This window comes from Butyrivibrio sp. ob235 (assembly GCF_900109475.1).
Taxonomy (GTDB): domain Bacteria; phylum Bacillota; class Clostridia; order Lachnospirales; family Lachnospiraceae; genus Butyrivibrio.
The window spans coordinates 146,622-170,106 of the sequence record NZ_FOBE01000005.1 but is presented as its reverse complement, the minus strand read 5'-3'; the positions used below and the strand labels follow the sequence as shown (position 1 = coordinate 170,106).

Genomic DNA, 23,485 nt, shown 5'->3' with positions numbered 1-23,485 from the left:
TTATTGAACACGTAGTGTTTAAATAATCATTATCGGGAGGTTTCCATGGGTGGTTTTTTTGGCGTAGCATCGCGTGAAAGCGCAGTTTTTGATCTGTTCTACGGAACTGATTATCATTCTCACCTCGGCACTCGCCGGGCAGGTCTCGCTGTATATGACAGGAAGAAGGGCTTCGATCGTTCCATACATAATATCGAGAGATCGTATTTCAGACCTAAATTTGAAGAGGATATGTTAAAAATGGAGGGACATCTCGGAATCGGCTGTATTTCCGATTTTGAGCCGCAGCCTCTCATTGTTCGTTCTCACCATGGCACATATGCCATAACTACGGTCGGTAAGATCAACAACATTGAAGAGATTACCAATAAGCTATTTGCAGACAACAGATCGCATTTCCTTGAGATGAGCGGTGGCGATATCAACCCCACAGAGCTTGTTGCTTCCATTATTAACCAGAAGGTCACGATTGTTGAGGGTATTAGATATGCGCAGGAGATAATTAAGGGATCGCTCACAATGCTCCTTATGACTCCGGAGGGCATTTATGCAGCCAGAGACAGATTTGGAAGAACACCGGTTGAAATCGGCCATAAGGATGAGGGCTATTGTGTCTGCTTTGAGAGCTTTTCATATCTGAATCTGGGTTATGATCCCTACAGGGAACTCGGTCCTGGAGAGATTGCGTTTATTACACCCGAAAGTGTTGAGATAGTTGCTCCGGCCTTTGATGAAATGCGTATCTGTACCTTCCTGTGGATCTATTACGGATTTCCTGCTTCGGCCTATGAGGGACTAAGTGTTGAGAATATCAGATACGGCTGCGGAAAAAAGCTTGCTCAGCGTGATATGCAAAGAGGGCTGCATCCCGACCTTGTTGCAGGTGTACCTGACTCCGGAGTTGCTCATGCCATCGGATATTCGAATGCTTCTGGAATCCCGTATTCAAGACCGTTTGTAAAATACACACCCACCTGGCCGAGATCATTTATGCCCACAATTCAGTCAAGACGTGACCTCATCGCCAAGATGAAACTAATTCCCGTTAATCAGTTGATAAACAATAAGAGTCTTCTTCTTATAGATGACTCGATAGTAAGGGGTACTCAGCTTCGTGAGACAACTGAGTTCCTTTACAAGAGCGGTGCAAAAGAAGTTCATATAAGACCTGCATGTCCTCCGCTTATTTACGGCTGCAAGTACCTGAATTTCTCCCGTTCGAATTCGGAGATGGAGCTTATCACAAGACGCGTCATTGAGAAGCTTGAAGGATATCCGAAGCCGGGTGAAGAGACTGTACGTAAGTATACCGATCCGGATTCTCCCCAATATGAGGCTATGCTTGAGGAGATAAGGAAAGAGCTTAATTTCACATCCCTTCACTACCACAGACTGGATGACATGGTGGAGGCTATACCGATCGAACCCTGCAAGCTGTGTACCTATTGTTGGAGCGGTAAAGAGTAATCCCACCTTCTGAAAACCCTTGAATCACCTTATTTTGCAAGTTTCAATATCTGTTTTTCACAAGAATAATCAGACTTTTTTGACAGATATCACTAAAAACGGCTTAAATACGGAAAAATCCGACTTTTTTTGTCAAAAAAGGCTTGTTTTTAGGCTTTTTGGGTGCTAGTATAGTCAATGTAGTTAAATTTTCTTATATTTGGAGGAAAACGATTATGAACAAGACAGAATTAGTAGAAGCAATTGCAAAGGAGACAGGTCTTTCTAAGAAGGATTCTGAGAAGGCTGTAAAGGCTTTCGTTGACGTTGTTTCAAAGCAGCTTAAGAAGAAGGATAAGGTTCAGCTTGTTGGCTTTGGTACTTTCGAGACCACAAAGAGAGCAGCTAGAACAGGTAAGAACCCTCAGACTGGCGAGAGCATCAAGATTCCCGCTTCTGTAGCTCCTAAGTTCAAGGCTGGTAAGGCTCTTAAGGATCTTGTTAATAAGAAATAATTTAAACTTCAGAAACAGCCGGTAGTCGTAAGACTACCGGTTTTTTCAATTAATCAAAAATTGTTTATGTTTGTTGTTTTGCTGAAGATTTGTAGTTAAAATAGTAAGTAGATTGAATTTAAGCATAACGTTGGAGGGTATGGAAATGTTTAAAGACAGTAAGGTGTGGGTAGCAAAAGCAGACAATGGGGATGATTTATGCCTTTTGCCGAAGATGGCAAACAGACACGGACTGATTGCAGGCGCAACCGGTTCAGGTAAAACGGTTACACTTAAGGTTCTTGCGGAATCCTTCTCCGATATGGGTGTTCCGGTATTTCTGGCCGATGTTAAGGGCGATCTTGCAGGAATGATCCGCGAAGGCTCAGGGATGGAAGAGAGAATAGAGAGATTTTCTCCTGCAGGAACAGGCTACGAATACAAAAAGTATCCTGTTACTTTCTGGGATCTTTTCGGAGAGAAGGGAATTCAGCTTCGCACCACTGTTTCTGAGATGGGACCTATTCTTTTGTCCAGAATTCTTGGACTCAACGATCTTCAGAGCGATATCCTCACAATTGCATTCAAAATAGCGGATGATAACGGGTGGTTCCTGTTTGATACCAAAGATCTTAAGGCTCTTTTAAATGAGCTCTCAGAGAACAATAAGGAATATGCCGCCAAGTACGGTAAGATGAGTCCCGTATCCATAAGCGCGATTTTAAGAAGCGTTGTTGCATTGGAGACACAGGGAGCCGAGACTTTCTTCGGAGAGCCTGCGCTTAATCTCACAGACTGGTTTACAACAGATACAAACGGAAAGGGAATGATCAATATTCTTGATTCCGAGAGCCTTATAAATAATGGCGTTTTATATTCAACCTTCCTTCTCTGGATGCTCTCAGAGCTTTTTGAGACGCTTCCCGAGGTGGGAGATATGGAGAAGCCCAAGATGGTATTCTTCTTTGATGAAGCGCACCTTCTTTTCAAGGACACCTCCAAGGCCCTTCTTGATAAGATAGAGCAGGTCGTAAAACTTATTCGCTCCAAGGGAGTCGGTGTTTATTTCATCACTCAGAATCCGAGAGATATTCCGGACGGAGTTCTTGCACAGCTCGGCAATAAAATACAGCATGCGCTTCATGCCTATACTCCCGCAGATCAGAAGGCTGTTAAGGCCGCTGCGGATTCCTTCAGGGAGAATCCTGAGTTTAAGACCTATGATGCCATCATGGAGCTTGGAACGGGAGAGGCTGTTGTGTCCTTCCTTGATGAGAACGGTACACCGGGAATAGTCAGACGTGCGTTTATTCTTCCTCCTATGAGTAAAATCGGAGGAATTGACGACTCTGAGAGAGACAGCGCAATAAAGGGAAGCCTTCTCTACAGTAAATATGCAAATGCAGTAGATTCCGATTCTGCGTATGAGATGCTTCAGAGAAAGGGAGTAATGCTTGCAGAGGAAGCTGCTAAGGCTAAAGCCGAGGCAGAGGCTGCTAAAGCAAAGGAGAAAGAAGAGGCAGCCAAGGCAAAAGAAGAGGAGCGTGAAAAGCAGAAGGCAGAAGCTGCAAAGAAGCGCGCTGCAAAATCCGTTGCTTCAACCGTGAGCGGCACAGTGGGACGTGAAGTAGGTAAAGCTGCCGGCAAGGGCTTCGGAAAGTTCGGAAAGACACTTGGAGGCAACATCGGAGCAAGCCTCGGCCGAGGAATTATCGGTACTTTGTTTAAACTATAATCTGGAGACATACACATGTGGCTGCTAATTCCAACAGCATTTTTTCTGACGGCATCTGTTCTTGCCGTTAAATTCAAAGAGAGCATATGCGATACCATAGCCATGACAGGTGCAATGCAGATACTTGCATTGTACCTTCTGGCTGTTATCGGGGAAATGAGGGCTATTTATGTAATAGCTCTTTTGATAATAGCCTTTTTTGTGCTGATTATTTATGCGGAGCACTGTATAAAGGAGGCATCGCTTGCATCCAAGGTTGTGAACATTAACAGCAAGAAAAGGGTATTTCGAAGATGTTTAAAGGTATTCTTTAAACCCTCTGTAATTACCTTTATCCTTGTTTTGACAGCTGTTACCTATCTTACAAAGGACCAGATTTTCACCTGGTGGGATGATATCAATTTCTGGTCATCTGATGCTAAACAGTTATTTTATCTGAACAGGTTTCCCGGAAAATACGGCAATGTTTCACCGGAATTCGGAGATTATCCACCGGTAACGTCGCTATTTAAATGGGTCTTCCTGCAGATAAGTCCGGGCAGATATATTGAAGGACTCCAGTTTGCCGGCTATTTTGCGTTAAACGCAGTTTTTCTTATGCCTCTTGTAAAAGCAGTGAGGGACAAGCTTTCAGCGCCGGCAACTCTGCTTGCATTTATGGTCCCGGGAATTGTAAACGGAATTATCTTTTACGGAACTCCGGCTGATATCACTATGGGCATCATATATGGAGCTCTTCTGTATGCCATCTGGGACAAAAGAGACCATGCAAGTCTTTTCTATTACGGAAGGATTGCGCTATATGCAGCGGTGCTGTTCCTTACGAAATCTGTCGGTATCGAGTGGGCACTCTTTGCACTTTTGTTCTATTTTATGCTTGGATACAAAGAGAGAGGAATAATCTTCGCGTCACTTTTTTCGGCATCCTTTTACGGAAGCTGGCTTCTGTTCTGCCTGATAAACAGGAGAGTGGCCAAGGCTACGGGACTTGGAATAAAAATGGCAACAGGTTCCTATTCTGTCCCCGCTAATGCACTTGATAAAGCCAGATACTTTTTCCTCGGGCTTTGGACCATGCCGATGCATGCTGATCACAATATAACCTTTGACCTTCCGATAGGCGCGGTGATAATCCTTATCTTTGCTGCTTTTATTGTTATGGTAAAAGAGGGAATAATAGCAAGGGAGCAGGCAAAACCGATAGGAATTTTCCTTTTGATATCAGCGATTATTTCACATGCAATTATTTTCATTGCGCATATTTCGCTGTTCCAGGCTGAGGATCAGTATCTTGATGCCTTTGCTATGACAAATTCGATAGCAAGATATGGTGCACCTTTTACTATAGGCGGTATATATCTGCTTGCGGGAATGGCTTTTACGAAGGCGAGAAGATATGAGAAGCTTTCGGAAAAATCCGATGATCCGGATAACAATAAAAAAGCGCTTCTGATTTACATCGCGTTCGCAGCTTTTGTGCTTCTGACAACAGATTATAAGGGTATGTATAAGTATCTTGCGGGATATAGAACAGAACTTGCCGAGAATAAGACGTACAATGGCGATATGATAGACGATGGCGGAGAGATGTTTATCGAAGCAGTTTACGGACACAGAGACCTCTGGGGACACAGAGTGCTTAATCTTAGGAGTGGTGAATCCAATCACTGGGTACATGATACCTATATAAGCAAGGAAGCATCGCCTGTTCCGGCAGTATATGATACACTTACAGAGACTGATACAGCAGCGACTATATGTGAAAAAATATCAAGCAGTCATGCTGAGTATCTCTTTGCGGAAGCACCCTCTGTTGGGGAAGAGACTATGGCAGAAACTTTTAACACCATCACGGAAGGTGAGGAATATTTTAAATTCTGGAAGATATACAGGATAGAAAAATCAGGAAACGATATTAAACTATACCCTGTTTATTTATATTAAATATGGAAAATAAGACAATACCGATTATAATCCCGGCCTATGAGCCGGATGAAAAGTTAATAAAGCTTCTTTCCGACCTGAAAGCATCGGAGCTTAAACCTGTTGTAATAGTGGATGACGGCTCGGATAAGGATACCTATGGACAACTCTTTGAGACGGCCAAGTCTGAATATGGGGCAGTTGTCCTTCGACATGCAGTCAATATGGGTAAGGGAAGAGCACTGAAGGATGCCTTCAATTACTGCTTGAATGAGTATCCCGATATGATAGGAGTCATAACCGCTGATTCCGACGGACAGCATACAACGACAGATATCACAAGGGTCAAGAGAGAGCTTTTGGAAAACAGCGATGCTCTGATTTTAGGGTGCCGAAATTTTGATGAGGGCGGAATTCCCGCGAGATCTGTGTTTGGAAATAAAACCACCAGCAAGGTGATGGGTGTCCTGACCGGAGTAAAGGTGACTGATACACAGACCGGTCTGCGTGCGATTCCTGCGGGATTTATGCGCTACCTTTTGAATGAAAAGGGTGAGCGTTTTGAGTTTGAGACAAATATGCTCTTAGCCACCGGTTATCTGGGGATTCCGATAAGGCAGGTGGATATACAGACAATTTATATTGAGGAAAATAAATCCAGCCATTTCAGACCAATAAAGGATTCGCTTATTATTTATGCGGTGTTCTTTAAGTTTATTATTTCCTCGCTTTCGTCGAGTGTAATAGATATGCTTATGTTTGCTCTGTTTTGCAGACTTTTCAGGAATGTCGAGGATCTTTTTATAGGATATATTCTGCTTTCTACGATACTGGCAAGAGTGATATCCGCCACCTACAATTTTATGGTTAATTACAAGGTGGTATTTAAGGGGAGAGGAAACAAATTCCTTGCTGCAGCCAAATATCTGCTGCTTGCCGTTATTATAATGCTGCTTAGCGGCTACGGAGTTACCTTTATTCACGGCTTCTTTGAATCGGCTCCGGAAGTATATGTGAAAATCCCGGTGGACACCGTATTGTTTTTGCTTAGCTTTGTTATACAGCGCGAATTTGTATATAAATAAATGACTTAGGTTTTGTTGGAGATTAGAGTAATGGATAATCGTCTAAATAGAAAACCACGCAGAAAAAAATCAAAGAGCTACTACATGGGGATAATGGTTCTTTTTATCATCTGCGTGATGTATATGATAATGTATCCCCAGTTTGGTCCATCGAATGAGGGGAATAATGCCGGAAGTAGCAGCTCTGAGCTATCAAGCTACGAGCCTGCGGAAAATTCAGCGCAGCTCCTTACAGACGATGCAAAAAGCGATGCCAAAAGCGCAGCAGAGGCTGCTATATCAGCAATTGAAGAGCGTGATGGGAAAACCTACAACTTCCGCTATCCTGACCGCTTATCCGGCCATTTCGAAAAGCATGGGGCGGAAATGGGCTTTTCTTCAGAGGAAGAATATCTTGAAGGAGCCAATGCTCTTATAAACAATCCGGAGGCTCTTCACAAGACTGAAGCCGAGGACGGTGATGATATTTATTATCTTGAATCAACCAATGAAATCGCCTTTGTTTCCACAGACGGATACATCAGAACCTATTTTATTTGCTCAGGCAAAGCTTATTATGACAGGCAATAGGTTCGATTTATAAAGTAATTATAAAGAGAGAATATCCTTATTTAGTAAAAATTTAGAACTGAATTTCGTCTATTCTGATAAAATATTAAGTGTGAGAGTATTTGTAACAATTGTTTGCATTTATATATCAGGAGGACAATATGGATAAGAACCAATTCTCCCGTGCCAATCAGCGAGCGTTTACGGTATGCCTAATTATTGTGGCTACTTGTGCACTCGCTTTTTTGTTTGAGGGTGTTACGGCAGGCTTTTCCGGCGGAAGAATCCTTGAAATAGCTTCCGTTGTGATAAGTATTGCGGTAATGTGCGTAGCGATGGCGAAGTTCAGGGAAGGCCGTATCGGTTCTTCGATGATCATGCTTGGTGCAACGGTTACTTTCGTTGTTGTAATGGCTGTCGAAGGTCAGCTCTACTATGTTATTTTCGGACTTCCTATTCTTGTAAGCGGAATTCTTTATATGAACAAGCGCATTATAATAGGCGGAAGTTCGGTAATTCTGCTTATGTATGTCATCACAGCCCTAAGAGTCCTTTCGAAGGGGGAAAGAAGCGGTACAGAAATAGCACTTACCGGAATTGCTACAATACTTACGATTCTGGCATCATATTATACGATGAGCCTCTTGAACGCCTTTAATGAGGAGCATTTTGATACTATTCAGGAAAATGTAAAGGTTCAGGAAGCAGCAAGTCATGATATGGGAAAAATCGCGAGACGTATTTCCAGGCATTTCGACAGCGCTCAGGGTACTATAGCGGAACTCGAGTCGATTATTGAAAATACAAGCTCCGGAATGAAGGATATAGCAAGCTCTACAGAGAGTACCGCAAATGCCGTAACGGATGAAGCCCAGAAGGTGGCAGAGATAAGAGAGCAGACACAGGTTGCGGATTCTCAGAGACAGCAGATGATAGAAGCTTCGCATAGTACCAAGGAGACGGTTGCTGAAGTGGCTCAGACCATCGAAGTTTTGAGAGACAAGGCAAGAGGCGTCCGCTCTGCCAGCCAGATTACTGCCGAATCTACTAAGGCTGTTCTCAACAAGGTAGAAGAGGTTCAGAAAATTCTTGGTTCGATCATGGCTATTTCAAAACAGACGAACCTCCTTGCACTTAATGCTTCAATTGAGGCTGCCAGAGCGGGAGAAGCCGGAAAAGGCTTTGCGGTTGTTGCAGATGATATCAGACAGCTTTCTGAGCAGACTAATAATGCATCCAATGAGATTACAAAAATTATCGGTGAACTTACAGAAGATGCAAATAAGGCCATGGAGAGTATAGATAATACGGTTGAGTCCGTGGAATTGCAGAATCAGGTAATCCGTGATACCGCTTCCTCATTTGAGACGATCAATCATAATTTCGAGGATCTGATTGATAAGATCAGTGATATCGGAACCAGTATGGAGATGATTGATAATTCCACAAATGAGATAAATGATAATATTTCTAATCTGTCCGCCACAAGTGAAGAAGTTGCTGCACTTTCCAATGACGGACTAAAGAATGCTCAGGAGGCGGTTTTGAAGTTCGAAAGCTTCAGAGAATCCCTGGATGGTATTTACAAGCAGGCACAACGTCTTAAGGAAATTAACTTTGATGCGGATGACTCTGATGACGATTGATTAAGGAGGTTAATATGAGAGTATTATTTGCTGCAGGACGTGTTCGTGAAGTTACAGATGTCGAAGTAGTCGGCATGGATGTCGGCGATGGCCAGATTATTGGAACACAGGTGAATTTTATTATGGCAAACGGAAACAAGGTTGAGTATATCTACAGTCAGGGTGTACCGATTGAGGAATCCGGTCAGAAAGCCGTAGAATTTGTTCAGGAATTATATAAAAACGGCTATGCAGACTTCTCACAGGAAGTTGTAGAAATGCTCTAAAATCTTGTTTTTTTCATAAAGAGAAACAGATCAGATCGCAAAATTTAACAGTATAGTTATGATAATGCACGCGATGATGAGGCTTATCATTCCTGCATTTAAAACGGAGTCCTTACAGAATTTGTCCTGAATCGGAGTATTTGGGGAATTCTGTAGGAGACTTCCTTTTTTTACGTAAAAAATCAGCATGATAAGGCCTATTATAGCGACGATGTACTGAATCACGGAATAAATAATGGAACCCGTATTGGAGGGTGAAAGATTGGGATCAATCAGCATCGGCACAAAGGCTCCGAAGAAATTGAAGGTACAGTGCATGATGATGGTATAGATCAGTTTCCTTGTGTAAATATATACATAACCAAAAACAATTCCCAGCGCAAAAGCATAGAAGAACTGGAAAACATTGGTGTGTATAAGTCCGAAAATAAACGCGGATATAATGATGGCATTCCATTCACCATAGCGCCTGCAGTAACCGATCACTGCGTATCTGAACATGATTTCTTCAAAAATCGGAGCAAGTACAACGCTGAGAAGAAAGACCATAGGAAGAGACATATTTGTGAGAGTGGATGACAGAACATCAGTCATGTCCTGTCCGGTAATGCTGCCCATTATTACTGCAAGTATCTGCCCTATAAGGGAGCCGATTATTCCAAGCGGAAACATGTACATGATGAATCTGAAAAATTCTCCCGGGGTAAGCTTCCTTCCCTGAGCCTTTTCCTCAGGAGTCATAAACTGCATACCCTTAAGCGGAAGAAGATCCCTGGTAGCCGGAGCATTTAAGATGATTATTGAAATCGGAACAGCAATAAGATATCCCGAGCACATGGTGATTAAGGTTGTGAGAGTGGTGTTAGTCCGGAATTGTTCTATAAGCTGCATATAAAGCTCCATGTTCAGACCGTCACCTGTTTGCGGGGAAGCGCTCAGATACGAGAAGTAATTAACGAAGATATATATAAACATTGCTGCAGCTACAACAACTACGCTGAGTATATTGGAGAAAACCACATAAAAGAGAATTGAAAAACCAAGGTGCGAGAATTTCTTTTTTACAGACATAAATAAACTCCTTTTGATATGAAAAGTAAGTATGTATTTATCATATCCGTTTACGAAATTATACGAAATAAAATCAAGGGTGTAAAGAAACCCCTTCTGTGATATTATAACATCTATGAAAGAACGGGACGAATCAAGAGTCGGCATCAGAAGAACCAAGCGTGCTGAATACCGACGGGAGCTTAAAAAGTTCATAAGTGAAGGAAAAGGCCACTACAGATGCAGATTTGCTGAGGCTGCCTATGAGCTTGGCGATATGTACCGAAAGGGAATCGGAGGTACGGCGGACATATCACAGGCCTATTATTACTATTTGCAGGCAGAGTACGCGGTTATCTTAAGGCTCCAGGTCAGAAGAAACAGTGAGGATGAAGCGTTTATAGCCAAAATCAGACTAGCGCTCACAAGCCTTCGAAGAAAGCTTGGCTACGGCAGTGAGAGACTCTACTGCAGTACACATCCCTTTGTGCTTTATCAGGCTCTTGAAGGCGGCTATGAGATTATGATTTCCTTCAGACGAATGAAGAGCGGCAGGATTAAGATTATAGGAGCCAGAATACCCAAGGCAGGCGCGGACGAATGTAAGAGGTCCAGGATGCTTGTCACTTATGACAGATTCCACTATTGCGAGCTCAAGGATTTCGTTATTACCTATGCACAGAATGTTCAGGGCTTGTGGTATGAGAATTCCGAGGATTGTATCAGGGTTGATGCGATTACACTGGTAATGGATGAGATAAAGGGAAACCGCTGTGAATTTTATTATCATGGGAAACTGGTTGCTTATATTTGGGCAGAGGATTACGTGGTAAGTTCGGGTAGACCTAGGTATATCAGGTTCTGAGAGGAAACTGGTTTATTAAAAAATTATAAAAAACGCCTTAAAATCACTTTTTTTGGGTTGTATTATTGCGAAAGTGTGATAAAATCTAATTATATTGATGGGTGAGATATTTTAGTGCAGGCAGGACCTGCTAAATAAATCGTTCTGCGGTTTATGTATTTATGAGGGAGAAAGAGCCGATGGTTTTTACCACCGGCTCTTTTGTGCAATTATGATTCGTTTTCAGCTGCTTCCATGACGCTCTCAATCTTATTGTGCAGCCAGACAATATCCTGATCAAAGGCTTTCAGCAAAGCTGATGAATATTTGGATTTTCTTATAGCATCGGTTTTTCTCACATCGGATAGAAGAGACTTAAGCTCATCAATATTCTCAAGAGTTTCTGTCATTTCTTCCTTCAGAGAAGCAGACCCGCGAATGCAGCCGTCCAGAACACTTCCTATACGGCTCCCCTTATATAGTATCTCACGGGCGGAGGTCATTATATCAGATCTGAAAACCTCCAACGCTTTCAGGTAATCAGCCTGAATAGCATCCTGTTTATCAAGTGTCTCCCTGAAATCCTGATTGAGTCTGGAAAGACTTTGAATCAATATATTCGTGTAGTTGGTGCTCTGCCTGTAATACTCGTTGCTGGCAGAGGAGTACATATCCGCGTACCGGGAAGCATCTCTGTGAGCGGATTCTATGGTGTTTACGGAAGACCTTACGGTCCTAAAGCCGTTTTCCAGTGCACCGAGCTCTGCATCAAGGGCAGCAGAGATATCATGAATCTTCCTGGACAGATCTCCGACCTCAGCGGCAACCTTCGTGGAAAAGGCCCTGCTTTCCTCGTTCATATGAGTGGCATCTATAGTTGTATTAAGCGCCAGAAGATCAGCCTCCGATGCCAGGGCTTCGAGCATTTCTTTTTTCTTTGAAAGGCTTTGTACCTGCTTGTGGTACTGATCGAGGGATGAGAGTGTGTACTCAACGGATTTTTTTAATATGTGTGAAAAGGATGAGTAGCTGCGTATCTGCGCAACAAGCTCGGAATCTGGCATATATTCGGCAGAGAGCTTTGGCAGGTTTATCTGCGGAATCTCTATCTCATCGCTGAGCTCCGAATTGTCGGGGAGCTCAGGTAGATTATCGGTTGTCTCCTTTATGGATGAAAGAGCCTCGCGTACCTTTTCTATGGTTTCGTTTAAAGTGGCAACATCGTCTATATGCCCCTTGGTATCATCCACGATGTCGGAGAGCATTTCCTCGAGTTCATCAAAGCTCTCATCCTGATCCGATGAAAAGGATGAAAGGTCACTTTCTATTTGGTCTCTTCTTCCTCTTAAAGCTGTGGGAATGTCACGAATAGGGGAAATGAGGTCTGAGAGCTTTTTCCGCTTGACCACTTCCTGCCTGCTGATGGTAGGAGCAAACTCTTCGAGCGGCACATAATTATTATCAAGTTCATCATCATATTTTCTGCCAAAAAGCGCCAAAGTTCTATGCTCCTCCCCACGGAAATAATAACTTATAAACTCATTATATCATAATATTTTTAGAATAAATTAATTGCATTTAAGGTATGGTTTACCTAAGATTAATGATAGTGGAAAATATGGAGAAACCATATATGACAAGGCTTTTGACATTATATAAAAAGGTAATTATACCGGCTTTTATAATTATTCTATGTACGTTCGCACTTGCAGGCTGCAAAGGCTCTTCTGCAGGGGCGGACGGCGTCAGCACGATTAAAATTTGTGTAGCTATGCCCCGGGATGACTTCAGATGCGACTATGTCAGGCAGTTTGCATTTGATGTTGAGACCGGCACGCAGGGGCGCGTTAAATGCGATGTTCACTACCAGGATGAATACGGGGACCAGCTGCTTATCTATGATGATATGAAAAAAGGAAAGGTCGATGTTTCGATCATAGCTGCACCCTATTTTACTGATATAGTTCCTGAGGAAGGAATAACCGGACTTCCTTATCTTTTCACAGATCATGAGACTGCATGGGAATTTTCCGAATGTGACATCAATAGAGAGGTGGATGACAAGCTTGAAAAGAGAGGCTTTAAAGTGCTGAGTCATTACTGCGGATCCTTCAGAAATCTGTCCAATTCCGTTCGACCGATCAATACTCCCGAGGATATGAAGGGACTAATAATAGGAACCGTTAAGAGCAAGACTCTGATGGATATGTTTTCAGTGCTTGGAGCAACCTCCTACAGTTATGTGAGCTCTGAACTATATGACAATCTGAACAGAAGGACTTTTGACGGAGCCGACTGGTCAGCAACTACCTTCTATACAAACGAATACTATAAGATTCAGAATTATGTTGCAGTTACCAATCATGCGTATAATTTATGGAACATGGTTATGAGGACAAGCGTGTACAACAGTCTGAGCGAAGAGGACAGAGCTGTCATTGATGCTGCAGCCAAGGTATCCGCGGAGGGAGAGCACGAGGCGGTTCATCAGAATGAAGAGGATATTTTTAAGAAGCTTGAGGAGCTTGGACTTGAGGTTACATATCCGGATCTCAAGCCGTTTATAGAGGCGACCGAGAAAATTCGCGAGAATTACTCAGGTGATTTCAAGGATGTTTACGCCAAGACCAGACAGTGGCTGGATAACAGGTAATCACTAATTATAGTATTTTTTAGTATGAACAAACCCAAAATATGGTATAATTCTTACATAGACGTAAGGGTTATACCATTTTTTGTGATATAGCATCACACGTCTAAACTAAACAGGATGGGGGGAAGTGCATGAAAAAAATCTATGTACTCGATACTAATGTCCTCATTCAGGCGCCACATGCTCTGCGGTGCTTCGATGACAACGATGTTGTCCTGCCGCTGGTGGTACTTGAAGAATTGGATACGCACAAACGCGACGAGGGTGAGCGCGGTGCCAATGTCCGAGAAGTAATCAGGTTACTTGAAGAACTGAGAAAGGAAGGAGATCTTACAAAGGGAGTAGAACTGCAAGACGGAGCGATCCTTAGGGTAGAGAAAAACTATAAGGATGTAGAGCTTCCCAAGGATATGGTGGAGTACAAATCCGACAACCGTATTCTCAGAGTTTGCAAAGGGCTTTCGGATACACATAAGGAGCAGGTAATCCTTGTAACAAAGGATATTCTGATGCGAATAAAGGCACAGCTCCTCGGGATCCAGGCTCAGGACTTTACAACTGAACAGGTAGTATCAGGTGACGATCAGTATGCCGGAAGAATAAGGGTATACGCACCGGAAGAGAATTTTAAAGAGTTTAGAAGAAAGGGAGTACCGGTTGATGTAGTTTATATCTGCGATGAAAACGGAGATAAGATCAAGCCGGAACTCTATGAGAATGAATTTGTAGTACTTCAGAGCGACCAGTCCACCAATAAGACACAGATGGGCAGAGTCGACCACGGAGTTATCAGAAAGCTTGAATTTGAAAAGGCGCAGCCCTACGGCGTAACGCCCAGGAACGCAGGTCAGTACTTCCTTCAGGAGGCGCTGATGCAGCCCGCGGACAAGGCACCGCTGGTTATAGTTAAGGGTATGGCGGGTACAGCCAAGACCTTCTATTCATTGGCAGTAGGTCTTGAGAAGATGATAAACAGACCTACGGGAGAGTACAGGAGAATCCTTGTCTGCAGACCTAATTCCCAGTTTGATGATGACATCGGATTTTTGCCCGGCGATGAGCAGGAAAAGATAGGACCTCTTATGAGACCTATAATCGATAACCTGGAACAGCTCATCGATTCGAGCGAGGAAGAGCGCTATAACGATGAGAAAGAACTTCAGGATAAGACGGATGAGATCTTTGAGAGAGGAATCGTCCAGACGGAAGCCCTTAATTTCATCCGAGGCCGTTCAATCCTTAAGACCTACCTCATAATTGACGAAGCACAGAATATGACGCCGGCTCAGGCGAAGGGCATCATCACCAGAGCAGGTAAGGACACCAAGATAATTCTATTGGGAGATCCCAATCAGATAGACAGACCTTTCCTTGATGAGAGGACAAACGGTCTATCCTATGCTTCCGAGCACATGAAGGGCTCCGAACTCTGCTGGCAGATTACACTGTCTACAGAGGAATGCGAGAGATCCAGACTCGCTATGGACGCCATCGGAAGAATGCGAGATAAAGTGATATTATAAGTGTCAGCGAATACATAATGCCTTCCCCCCACTGGGGGAAGGTGTCAGCGAATACATAATGCCTTCCCCCACTGGGGAAGGTGTCAGCGAATACATAATGCCTTCCCCCACTGGGGGAAGGTGTCAGCGAAGCTGACGGATGAGGGGAAGCTCCGGTATGCCGGAGCTTCTTTTTGTTGTAAAAAAGCCTTCCCGGCTATAAAATCAATATAAGCGCGTTTAATCCATTACAAATCTGATAATGAGGACTTTCCCATGAAATCTTTAATGGCTGCATTTTTGACCATAACCTGCCTTCTAAGTACAGTAAACTTTGGAGGTGGCATAGTGACAGACAGACCAAACGGTGGCATACGGCAGGGACTTGCCATGTACTGCCAGCCGAGGGACAGCATAGATGTGGTTATGCTGGGATCAAGCCATGTAAATTACGGAATAAATACCTATAAGATGTGGGAGGAATACGGAATCAGTGCCTATGACTATTCTTCTGCAGAGCAGGCGATTTGGATTTCCTACTATTATCTTAGAGAGATCTGTAAATATCAAAAGCCCAAGGTTGTAGTACTGGACTTCTTTGCGCCCTGCGCCTTTCTGGACAGCTACGCCGATAAGTACTATTATCTGAACGATGCGCTCTGCGGCATCAGATATTCCCTCAATAAAGTTGAAATGGTCGAGACCGCGGTTGATGGCGATGAGAACATGAAAAAGAAATATCTTTCTTCATATTACGGGGCGGATTCCGAAGGAGATCTTGCCACACTGAAGGAAGGATGGAGTAAGGACTACAGTTCTTTTAAGGGATATACGCCTTCTTTTAAAATGGCAGCAGTTAATACACCAAGTCCCAACACCACTGATATTAAGGCACCTTCAGAAAAATCTCAGAAATACCTGCGAAAGATAATTGATTATACATATAAAAACGGAATAGAACTGTACATTACGATAGTTCCCTATAACCTGAATGTAGGGCAGCAGGAGGGCGTAACCCAGGAGGAGGACCTGAGGTACAACTGGCTGGAGAATTACCTGGAGGAGATAAAGAACGAGGGTATAGACAATGTTTATTTTGACTATACTTTTAAACATATAGGTGATCTGGGAATAGACTACGAGGGCGGTACACATTTTGCAGATGGCAGTTCGCACCTGAATTATTACGGTGCCACACAGTTTGCAAAATACCTTGCGCAGGATTTAAGAAGCAGATACGGCGAAGAAAAACTTCCGGATCACAGAGGTGATGAATATTACAGTTCATGGGACGCAGGCGTGGAAGAGCTTAAGGCAGAGGTTGCCGGTGAGGGCTGGGAATGGCGATAAAGAAGAATAAAAAACTAAGACGCATAATTTTTATAGCCATCACGGTGCTGGTAATAGTAATACTTGCCACTGTACTTATTCTGCTGTTCAGACCGGGAAAGAGTGATAGTACCGGCATGACTTCCTATGACGATCTGAAAGAGACAATCACAGAGGAATCTGCCGGAGACAATATAGAGGCGACTGAGGAAGAAACTGTAGAACAAGCTGTTGTAGATCCGGGCGAAGTCCTTGCAAGTGCGGCATACAAGGAAGGAATTATTAGCAGGGCGACTCAGTTTAGGGATGAGTGTGCTTCTTTGTACACGGATATATCCGGAGACCTTGCCAGATTTTCTCTTATTGATATTGATAAGGATGGAATTCCGGAACTTATAATGCACGATGTTTCCGGAAAGAGAGCTTTCTACTGCAGCTATGTAGGTGAAGCTGTCTCCGAGCCCTTTGAGATTTATGTCGATGAAACTGACGATGATTCTTCATATATGCCGGGCACTTACGCAGCTCTTTTTCTTGAGAAGAATCTCTTTATAAAATATGTTATTTTAAATAACGGCGGCAGAATAGAGTCGTATCTTTACAGGGTTAATGAACAGACCAAAGCTCCGGAACTGATAAATAATGTTGCGGTGGAAAACGGAGCTTCATTTATGGCAGGAGACGGAAGCAGTGTTTCTGAGGAGGATTACAGGGCTGTCTTTTCGAGTGCGCTTGGGGATGATTACGGTCATTATTTTCTTGACGAGCTTATGATAGCTGACGGTGAGTATGATTTTAAATCCCAGTATTCCTGGGGATCATCGCCGGCTCTTTCACATATGACTCTTGACGAATTATCAGCTAAGATTGGGGGATAATTTACTTGCTTTTTCAGCTTACGACTATTGGCTTTATAATCATATCGGTTTTACTTTTTCATATCACACCGGGGAGATTTCGTAAGTGGGTGCTTCTTGCTGCGAGTGTATTTTTTATATACTGGCAGGGAAAAGCATTCGGGCTTACGGTGCTCCTTTTTATTACGGTGATCTCATACCTTTTCGGGGGATTGATTTCATATTTTCAAAAAAGAGATGAGGTGAAACTTGCGCATATATCTACTGCTATAGGCATAGCTATTCCTGCTCTTATTCTCTTTGGCTGGAAATATCTTTATATCGCAGCTTCATTAGTCGGAGTATCTGTTCCGGAAAAAGTGGCAGAGCTCGGACTTCCGATAGGTTTATCTTTTTATACATTTCAGGCAATCAGCTATGTTGCCGACGTTTCAATGGGAAAAACTACATTACAGAAGAATCCGTTTATCTATGCGCTTTACATGATGTGGTTTCCTAAGTGGATGAGCGGCCCGATTGAGAGAGAAGGGGCATTCCTTGAGGAGATTAAGAAGACGGAGAGCGTAAAGCTTTTTGACTTTGACAGGACAATTCGCGCGCTGTCATATCTTATTTGGGGACTTTTCATGAAGATGGTTATTGCCGACAGGATAGGAATCCCGGTTGATGCCGCCTTTGAAAAACCATCGGAGTATGGCTTTCTGACTCTTATGCTGGTTTCACTTTTATATACGATGCAGATATACTGCGACTTCGCAGGCTATACCAACATCATGATAGGAATCTCCGCGCTGTACGGGATAGAGCTCATACAGAATTTCAGGACGCCTTATCTTACGGAGAATATAGTGGAATTCTGGCGAGGCTGGCATATTTCGCTAAGTAATTTCCTAAAGGATTACATCTATATTCCGCTTGGAGGAAATCGCAGGGGCAGTGCCAGAAAAGCCTTTAACACCTTGGTGGTTTTCTTTGTGTGCGGTATGTGGCACGGAGCAGGACTTACTTTCATAATCTGGGGAATTTTCCACGGAGTTATGAATGTACTTTCAAGCTTTTTGAGAAAGAGCAAAGCGGCATTTCTTGTAAAAGGAATGCTCGGACGAATTATAAGCTTTATTCTGGTATCCTTTGCCTGGATCTTTTTCAGAGCTCCGGATATGAGCGTTGCAGCTTCGTATATCAAAGGGATGATTCCTTTTGTGGGTACAGCAGGAATTAGAACTGGGCTTTCCTTTGAGGACGGACCAATGCTGGGACTCGTGCAGACAGAATGGTGGATTGCAGGATTATCCCTGGTTATCCTTACAGTTATGGATATCATTTCGTACAGGAAAGACACCATCCCGCCCGAAACCATGTCCGCAAGATGGGGAGACATTACCAGAGGTGCGGTGTTTGTTTTCCTCGCACTTGTAATATTGATATTCGGAAAATACGGAGCCGGAGAAGAAATCAGAAGCTTCGTCTACGCACAATTTTAAAAGCCTTCCCCTAGGGGGGAAGGTGGCACGAAGTGCCGGATGAGGGGAATAACCTAATAGGATAAAAACATGAAAAGAATAATAGTTACTTCAATTAGTTTAATAGTATTTTTCTGCCTTCTTTCAGTCGCCAACAATGTCCTCTGCGTTAAGACCGAGGCCGGTGTTACGCAGTCGAGGGCACTATACGATCAGCCTAAAAACACAATAGATGTGGTTATGCTTGGTTCAAGTCATGTCCACTGCGGAATTAATACCGCAAAGCTTTTTACAGATTACGGCATAGCCGGTTATGACCTTTCTTCCGCGGAGCAGCCTTTGCATGTTTCCTACCATTATCTGAAGGAACTGTGTAAATATCAAAAGCCTAAGGTTGTTGTTCTCGACTTTTTCACGGCGGCAGCTTTTCAGGAGGATTACAAATACCACTATTATTTCCTTGGTGACAGCCTGTATGGCATGCGCTTTTCACTAAACAAACTGCAGCTGATGACTGCCTGCTTTGATAATAAAGAAGAACTGTGGAATAAATATTTCCCGTCATTTTTCGGCTATCATGACAGATATAACGATCTTGAGGAAAAGGATTTAGAGGCTGCTTTCGGCAAAGATTACAGCTATTATAAGGGCTTTGTTCCTCATTTTCATAACGAGTCTATGCCCGATCCTGTGATTGATACCGATGAGTGCAAGGCACCGCTTGAAAAGTCGGTGAGATATCTGGATAAGATAATAGAATATACAAAAGAAAATGATATAAAGCTTTATATAACAATGGTGCCCTACGAGCTGAATGTGGAGCAGCAGGAGGGCCTTAAGCAGGAGGAAACCCAGCGCTACAACTGGCTTGAAAATTATGTGAGAGAGCTTAATGCAGCCGGGGACGATCACGTCTGCTTCGATTATGTATTTAAACATCTGAGTGACATCGGTCTTGATTATACCGGAGGCTCCGACATATCGGATGGCAGCTCTCACCTCAACTACAACGGAGCAAATAAGTATTCCGATTACCTTGGAAATACTCTGATTAACAACTACGGAAGAGACCTCCTGCCCGATCACAGAGGTGATGTCGCCTACGATTCCTATCTAAGACACGCCGAAGCAATAGATCAGCTTGTCGCTGAAAATCAAGATTAAAGTAATCCTTCCATTTCTTTGCTGTTGTGGAAGACGATTATATTTACGATTCCAAAAATGACACCAATAATGCAACCGCCAAGGTGTGCTACGGTATTGGCATCCTTCTGGAAGAAGCATTCATAGACAATCAGTAAACCAAACAGCAGAATATTTATCAGCATGTTTTCTTCCTTAACAAGCTGATCTCTGTTTACGATTAGCCATACCACCATAAAACCTGATAAACCCATGGTGCATCCGCTCGCGCCAAGGGAACCAAAGAAATCGTCAAAAGTAATATTGTAGGCCAGTGTGAGAACATTACCTGCTATACCGGCTAAAAAATACATAATGAAATAAAGACCGTGTCCCATATAGTTTTCAAGTAATGCGCCGATTGCAACCAGGCACAGCATATTTCCGAAGATGTGATCAACGTCTGCGTGCATAAAGGTTGCCGTAATCAGTCTATACCATTCTATTTTATCAGTGTAAAAAAATGCGGCGGGATCCAATATCAGATCATCATAGAAATTCGGTGCGATGCTGTTAGATGCAAGATAAACAAGAACGTTTATAATTACAAGAGCTATCGTTACATAAGCTGTCCTATAAATCTGACCTCTTGTCTTTTTGAAAACCGGACGATAAATATTGTTATCGGACGGGGCTTCTTTGATTTTATTCATAATCCATATTCCTCTAAAGCTTTCTAAAGATTCCCCTCAAAGGCTAATTATACAGCATGTCGGCTGTCAAAGAAATCTCTTTTCTAATACCCTTTGTTCGTATAAAATATTGATATTATGGAAAATACAAACACAGAGAAAAAAACAAATTCATTTTGGAGCATTTTAAGAATAGTGCTCATTCTAATTCTTCTTGGGGTCATAATATATGAGGGAGTCATGATATATTTTGATCAAAAGGAGTATTCTGTCGCGATTTCGGAGTACGACAACATCGCCGATCAATATGTCATTGTAAAAGATGATAATTCCGAACTATTCGAAAAAATCGATGAGGATTCAGAGGACGAATATCCGAGGCTGGATATCAATTTTGAGGCATTAAAGGGCATCAATTCCGATTTCATTGGATGGCTCTATTTCCCAGCCATTTCCACAATTAACTATCCGGTGGTAAAGGAACAGTCAATCGATCAGTATCTTCATAAGACCTTTGAAGGAACACCCAATAAGGCAGGCTGCATATTTATGGATGTTGATTCTGATGCTGATTTTTGCGGCCTCAGTGACTTCTTATTTGGTCATAACATGAGAAACGGTTCGATGTTCGGTTCTCTTAAAACTATTTATAAAAACAAGGACAAGGATATCCTTGCGGAAAATCCGTATGTTTATATTTATACGGAGGATAAGATATATAAGTACAAAGTATTCTCATACTATGCTACAACCGTGGGCTCTTACAGCTACACGGAAGTTAAGAACGAGAGTGAATACGAAGATTTTGTAAATTATGTTAAAAACTGTTCCATGAAGGAAATTCCCAGAGAAGTCGATTTTTCGGAGCATCCTTCACTTCTTACATTGTCGACCTGTTCCGGCCAGTCGGGCAGTGGAAACAGGTTCGTTGTTCACTCTGTAAAGGTCGCTTCCTTTGACAGGCAGTAGCGACGTAATATCGTTAGCGATTATTTTTTCCAAAACAGAAAAATACGATATTTAAAGGCTCCAAAACCGATATGTATTCACGACTTTACGTAGATTACAATTAAATCACTCAAACAAAAGTGTTTCAGAGAAAGGAAGGTCGTTATGACTACATCATTAACAATGGCAATTGTAATTGCCGCAATCATTATCATTTCTATTATCATTATTGCAGCCGGATATGTTAAGGCACCTCCGGACAGAGCATACATTATATCCGGTATGAGAAAGGTTCCTCGTATCCTCATTGGACGCGCAGGTATCAAGATCCCCTTCTTTGAGAGGGTCGACAGATTGTATCTTGGGCAGATGACTGTTGACATCAAAACAGAGCAGTCCGTTCCTACCAATGACTTCATCAACGTTAATGTTGACGCTGTTGCAAAGGTAAGAATCGGTACTACTCCAGAAGCAATTCAGCTTGCTGCCAAGAACTTCCTCAACAAGAATCCCGAGCAGATCACACTTGATCTTCAGGATTCCCTTCAGGGTAACATGCGTGAGATCATCGGTACACTTGCTCTTAAGGCAATCAATACCGACAGAGACAGTTTCTCAGATCAGGTTATGGAGAAGGCTTCAAAGGACATGAGTAAACTCGGTATCGAGATTTTGTCCTGCAACATTCAGAACGTAACCGATGAAAACGGTCTCATCAATGACCTTGGTATGGATAACACCTCCAAGATCAAGAAGGACGCAGCTGTAGCTAAGGCTCAGGCTGAGAAGGAAGTTGCAGTTGAAAAAGCAAAAGCTGACAAGGAAGCCAATGATGCAAGAATTGCAGCTGATCTTGAGATTGCACAGAAGCAGCGTGACCTTGCTATGAAGCAGGCAGAACTTAAACTGGAGACCGATGCTGCAATGGCTAAAGCCGATGCCGCATACGAGATTCAGAGACAGGAACAGGAAAAGACAATTCAGACCAACACCGTTAATGCTCAGATTGCAAAGGCAGAGCGCGAGGCTGAACTTAAGCAGAAGGAAGTTGCTGTAAAGCAGCAGGAACTTGCAGCTGAGATTGAGAAAAAGGCTGATGCTGAAAAGTACCAGGCTGAGAAGGCCGCTGAGGCAGAGCTTGTAAAACGTCAGAAGAAAGCCGATGCTGATAAGTATGAGCAGGAGCGTGAGGCTGATGCTAAGAGAGCACAGGCTGAGGCACAGAAATTCGCAGCAGAGCAGGAAGCAGCAGGTATCAAAGCTAAGTACGATGCCGAGGCTGCAGGTATTGAAGCCAAGGGTCGTGCCGAGGCGGAAGCTATCAAGGCTAAAGGTCTTGCGGAAGCTGAAGCAATGGAGAAAAAGGCAGAAGCGTACAAGAAGTACAACGGAGCTGCTATGGCTGAGATGATGATCAAGATCATGCCTCAGATGGCTGCCGAGATTGCAAAACCTCTTTCACAGATCGACAAGATCAATATATACGGAACAGGCGATGGAACAAACGGTGCAAGCCAGATTTCAGGCAACATGCCTATCGTTATGAAGCAGGTATTTGATACCATGTCAGAAGCTACCGGTGTTGATTTCACTGAGATCATGAGAGCCGGAACCTATGATGCTAAGGTAAACAAGAACATCAACCTCACCGGCAACGGTGTGAATGTGAGTGTTGAAGCAGAGGATACAGTTACTGAATAAGTAAAAAATGATCAAGATTTTTAATTTGAAAAAAGTTAAAAAAGTATCTTGACACATCTGTTTCATAAGCGTAAAATCACAAACTATAAAAGACAAGGGCGTCTTAGAGTTAACACTCTAAGGCGCTTTTTCTTATCTTTTTGAATACACTCCGGAGAATGTGTACTCACAATTGTATAC

Annotated in this window: 20 protein-coding genes; 17 read left to right on the top strand and 3 right to left on the bottom strand. The window is 42.9% G+C overall.

The genetic code is table 11. From position 1 onward, the window contains the following. The first annotated feature begins 45 nt into the window (after positions 1-45). The 8 genes from BMW61_RS06520 (at position 46) to BMW61_RS06485 (ending at position 9,144) form a co-directional block, all read left to right on the top strand. Positions 46-1,467: an amidophosphoribosyltransferase gene (locus tag BMW61_RS06520; RefSeq protein WP_091820453.1), complete on the top strand. Its 1,422-nt coding sequence runs from the start codon at positions 46-48 to the stop codon at positions 1,465-1,467. 215 nt (positions 1,468-1,682) lie between these two features. Beyond that, a complete protein-coding gene (locus tag BMW61_RS06515) occupies positions 1,683-1,961 on the top strand; it encodes an HU family DNA-binding protein (protein WP_022761419.1) in 279 nt (92 codons plus the stop codon). A gap of 145 nt (positions 1,962-2,106) precedes the next feature. After that, complete coding sequence (locus BMW61_RS06510) at positions 2,107-3,675, top strand: helicase HerA-like domain-containing protein (protein ID WP_091820451.1); 1,569 nt, start codon at positions 2,107-2,109, stop codon at positions 3,673-3,675. 15 nt (positions 3,676-3,690) lie between these two features. Next, complete coding sequence (locus tag BMW61_RS06505; RefSeq protein WP_091820450.1) at positions 3,691-5,619, top strand: hypothetical protein; 1,929 nt, start codon at positions 3,691-3,693, stop codon at positions 5,617-5,619. A 2-nt stretch (positions 5,620-5,621) separates the two neighbouring features. Further along, the gene (locus tag BMW61_RS06500) at positions 5,622-6,683 is read left to right on the top strand and encodes a glycosyltransferase family 2 protein (protein WP_026497789.1); all 1,062 of its coding nucleotides are present in this window, start codon (positions 5,622-5,624) and stop codon (positions 6,681-6,683) included. 30 nt (positions 6,684-6,713) lie between these two features. After that, positions 6,714-7,253 (top strand): hypothetical protein, encoded by a 540-nt coding sequence (locus tag BMW61_RS06495; protein ID WP_022761423.1) that lies wholly within the window; start codon positions 6,714-6,716, stop codon positions 7,251-7,253. 140 nt (positions 7,254-7,393) lie between these two features. Next, complete coding sequence (locus tag BMW61_RS06490; RefSeq protein WP_091820448.1) at positions 7,394-8,878, top strand: methyl-accepting chemotaxis protein; 1,485 nt, start codon at positions 7,394-7,396, stop codon at positions 8,876-8,878. A gap of 14 nt (positions 8,879-8,892) precedes the next feature. After that, positions 8,893-9,144, top strand: coding sequence for a hypothetical protein (locus tag BMW61_RS06485; protein WP_022761425.1), 252 nt, complete (start codon positions 8,893-8,895; stop codon positions 9,142-9,144). A 30-nt stretch (positions 9,145-9,174) separates the two neighbouring features. On the opposite strand, the gene BMW61_RS06480 is transcribed toward BMW61_RS06485, so the two are convergent. Continuing rightward, on the bottom strand, positions 9,175-10,215 hold the full coding sequence (locus BMW61_RS06480) for a CPBP family intramembrane glutamic endopeptidase (protein WP_175475116.1): 1,041 nt from the start codon (positions 10,213-10,215) through the stop codon (positions 9,175-9,177). A 115-nt stretch (positions 10,216-10,330) separates the two neighbouring features. Here BMW61_RS06480 and BMW61_RS06475 point away from each other — a divergent pair, with 115 nt between their 5' ends. Next, positions 10,331-11,059, top strand: coding sequence for an SEL1-like repeat protein (locus BMW61_RS06475; RefSeq protein ID WP_022761427.1), 729 nt, complete (start codon positions 10,331-10,333; stop codon positions 11,057-11,059). Positions 11,060-11,268: 209 nt separating this feature from the next. Here the strand turns inward: BMW61_RS06475 and BMW61_RS06470 are convergent, their stop codons facing one another. Beyond that, complete coding sequence (locus BMW61_RS06470) at positions 11,269-12,537, bottom strand: hypothetical protein (protein ID WP_091820444.1); 1,269 nt, start codon at positions 12,535-12,537, stop codon at positions 11,269-11,271. A 134-nt stretch (positions 12,538-12,671) separates the two neighbouring features. Here BMW61_RS06470 and BMW61_RS06465 point away from each other — a divergent pair, with 134 nt between their 5' ends. The 6 genes from BMW61_RS06465 (at position 12,672) to BMW61_RS06440 (ending at position 20,006) form a co-directional block, all read left to right on the top strand. Then, positions 12,672-13,691 carry a TRAP transporter substrate-binding protein gene (locus BMW61_RS06465; protein WP_175475115.1) on the top strand — a complete coding sequence of 340 codons (1,020 nt, stop codon included), beginning with the start codon at positions 12,672-12,674 and terminating at the stop codon, positions 13,689-13,691. A gap of 131 nt (positions 13,692-13,822) precedes the next feature. Next, complete coding sequence (locus tag BMW61_RS06460; protein WP_022761430.1) at positions 13,823-15,214, top strand: PhoH family protein; 1,392 nt, start codon at positions 13,823-13,825, stop codon at positions 15,212-15,214. Positions 15,215-15,469: 255 nt separating this feature from the next. Beyond that, on the top strand, positions 15,470-16,543 hold the full coding sequence (locus BMW61_RS06455) for a hypothetical protein (RefSeq protein WP_091820441.1): 1,074 nt from the start codon (positions 15,470-15,472) through the stop codon (positions 16,541-16,543). Next, positions 16,534-17,400 (top strand): hypothetical protein, encoded by an 867-nt coding sequence (locus BMW61_RS06450; RefSeq protein WP_091820439.1) that lies wholly within the window; start codon positions 16,534-16,536, stop codon positions 17,398-17,400. Before BMW61_RS06455 ends, BMW61_RS06450 begins: the two co-directional genes overlap by 10 nt. Before the next feature lie 5 nt (positions 17,401-17,405). Next, positions 17,406-18,863 carry an MBOAT family O-acyltransferase gene (locus BMW61_RS06445; protein WP_091820438.1) on the top strand — a complete coding sequence of 486 codons (1,458 nt, stop codon included), beginning with the start codon at positions 17,406-17,408 and terminating at the stop codon, positions 18,861-18,863. 69 nt (positions 18,864-18,932) lie between these two features. After that, the gene (locus tag BMW61_RS06440; RefSeq protein WP_091820436.1) at positions 18,933-20,006 is read left to right on the top strand and encodes a hypothetical protein; all 1,074 of its coding nucleotides are present in this window, start codon (positions 18,933-18,935) and stop codon (positions 20,004-20,006) included. On the opposite strand, the gene BMW61_RS06435 is transcribed toward BMW61_RS06440, so the two are convergent. Next, positions 20,003-20,677: a rhomboid family intramembrane serine protease gene (locus BMW61_RS06435; RefSeq protein WP_022761435.1), complete on the bottom strand. Its 675-nt coding sequence runs from the start codon at positions 20,675-20,677 to the stop codon at positions 20,003-20,005. The two genes, BMW61_RS06440 and BMW61_RS06435, sit on opposite strands and share 4 nt — an antisense overlap. Before the next feature lie 219 nt (positions 20,678-20,896). Between BMW61_RS06435 and BMW61_RS06430 the strand changes: the two genes are divergently transcribed. Together BMW61_RS06430 and BMW61_RS06425 are read left to right on the top strand one after the other, a co-directional pair. Next, the gene (locus BMW61_RS06430; RefSeq protein ID WP_175475114.1) at positions 20,897-21,625 is read left to right on the top strand and encodes a class B sortase; all 729 of its coding nucleotides are present in this window, start codon (positions 20,897-20,899) and stop codon (positions 21,623-21,625) included. 144 nt (positions 21,626-21,769) lie between these two features. After that, on the top strand, positions 21,770-23,305 hold the full coding sequence (locus BMW61_RS06425; RefSeq protein ID WP_022761437.1) for a flotillin family protein: 1,536 nt from the start codon (positions 21,770-21,772) through the stop codon (positions 23,303-23,305). Positions 23,306-23,485: the final 180 nt, after the last annotated feature.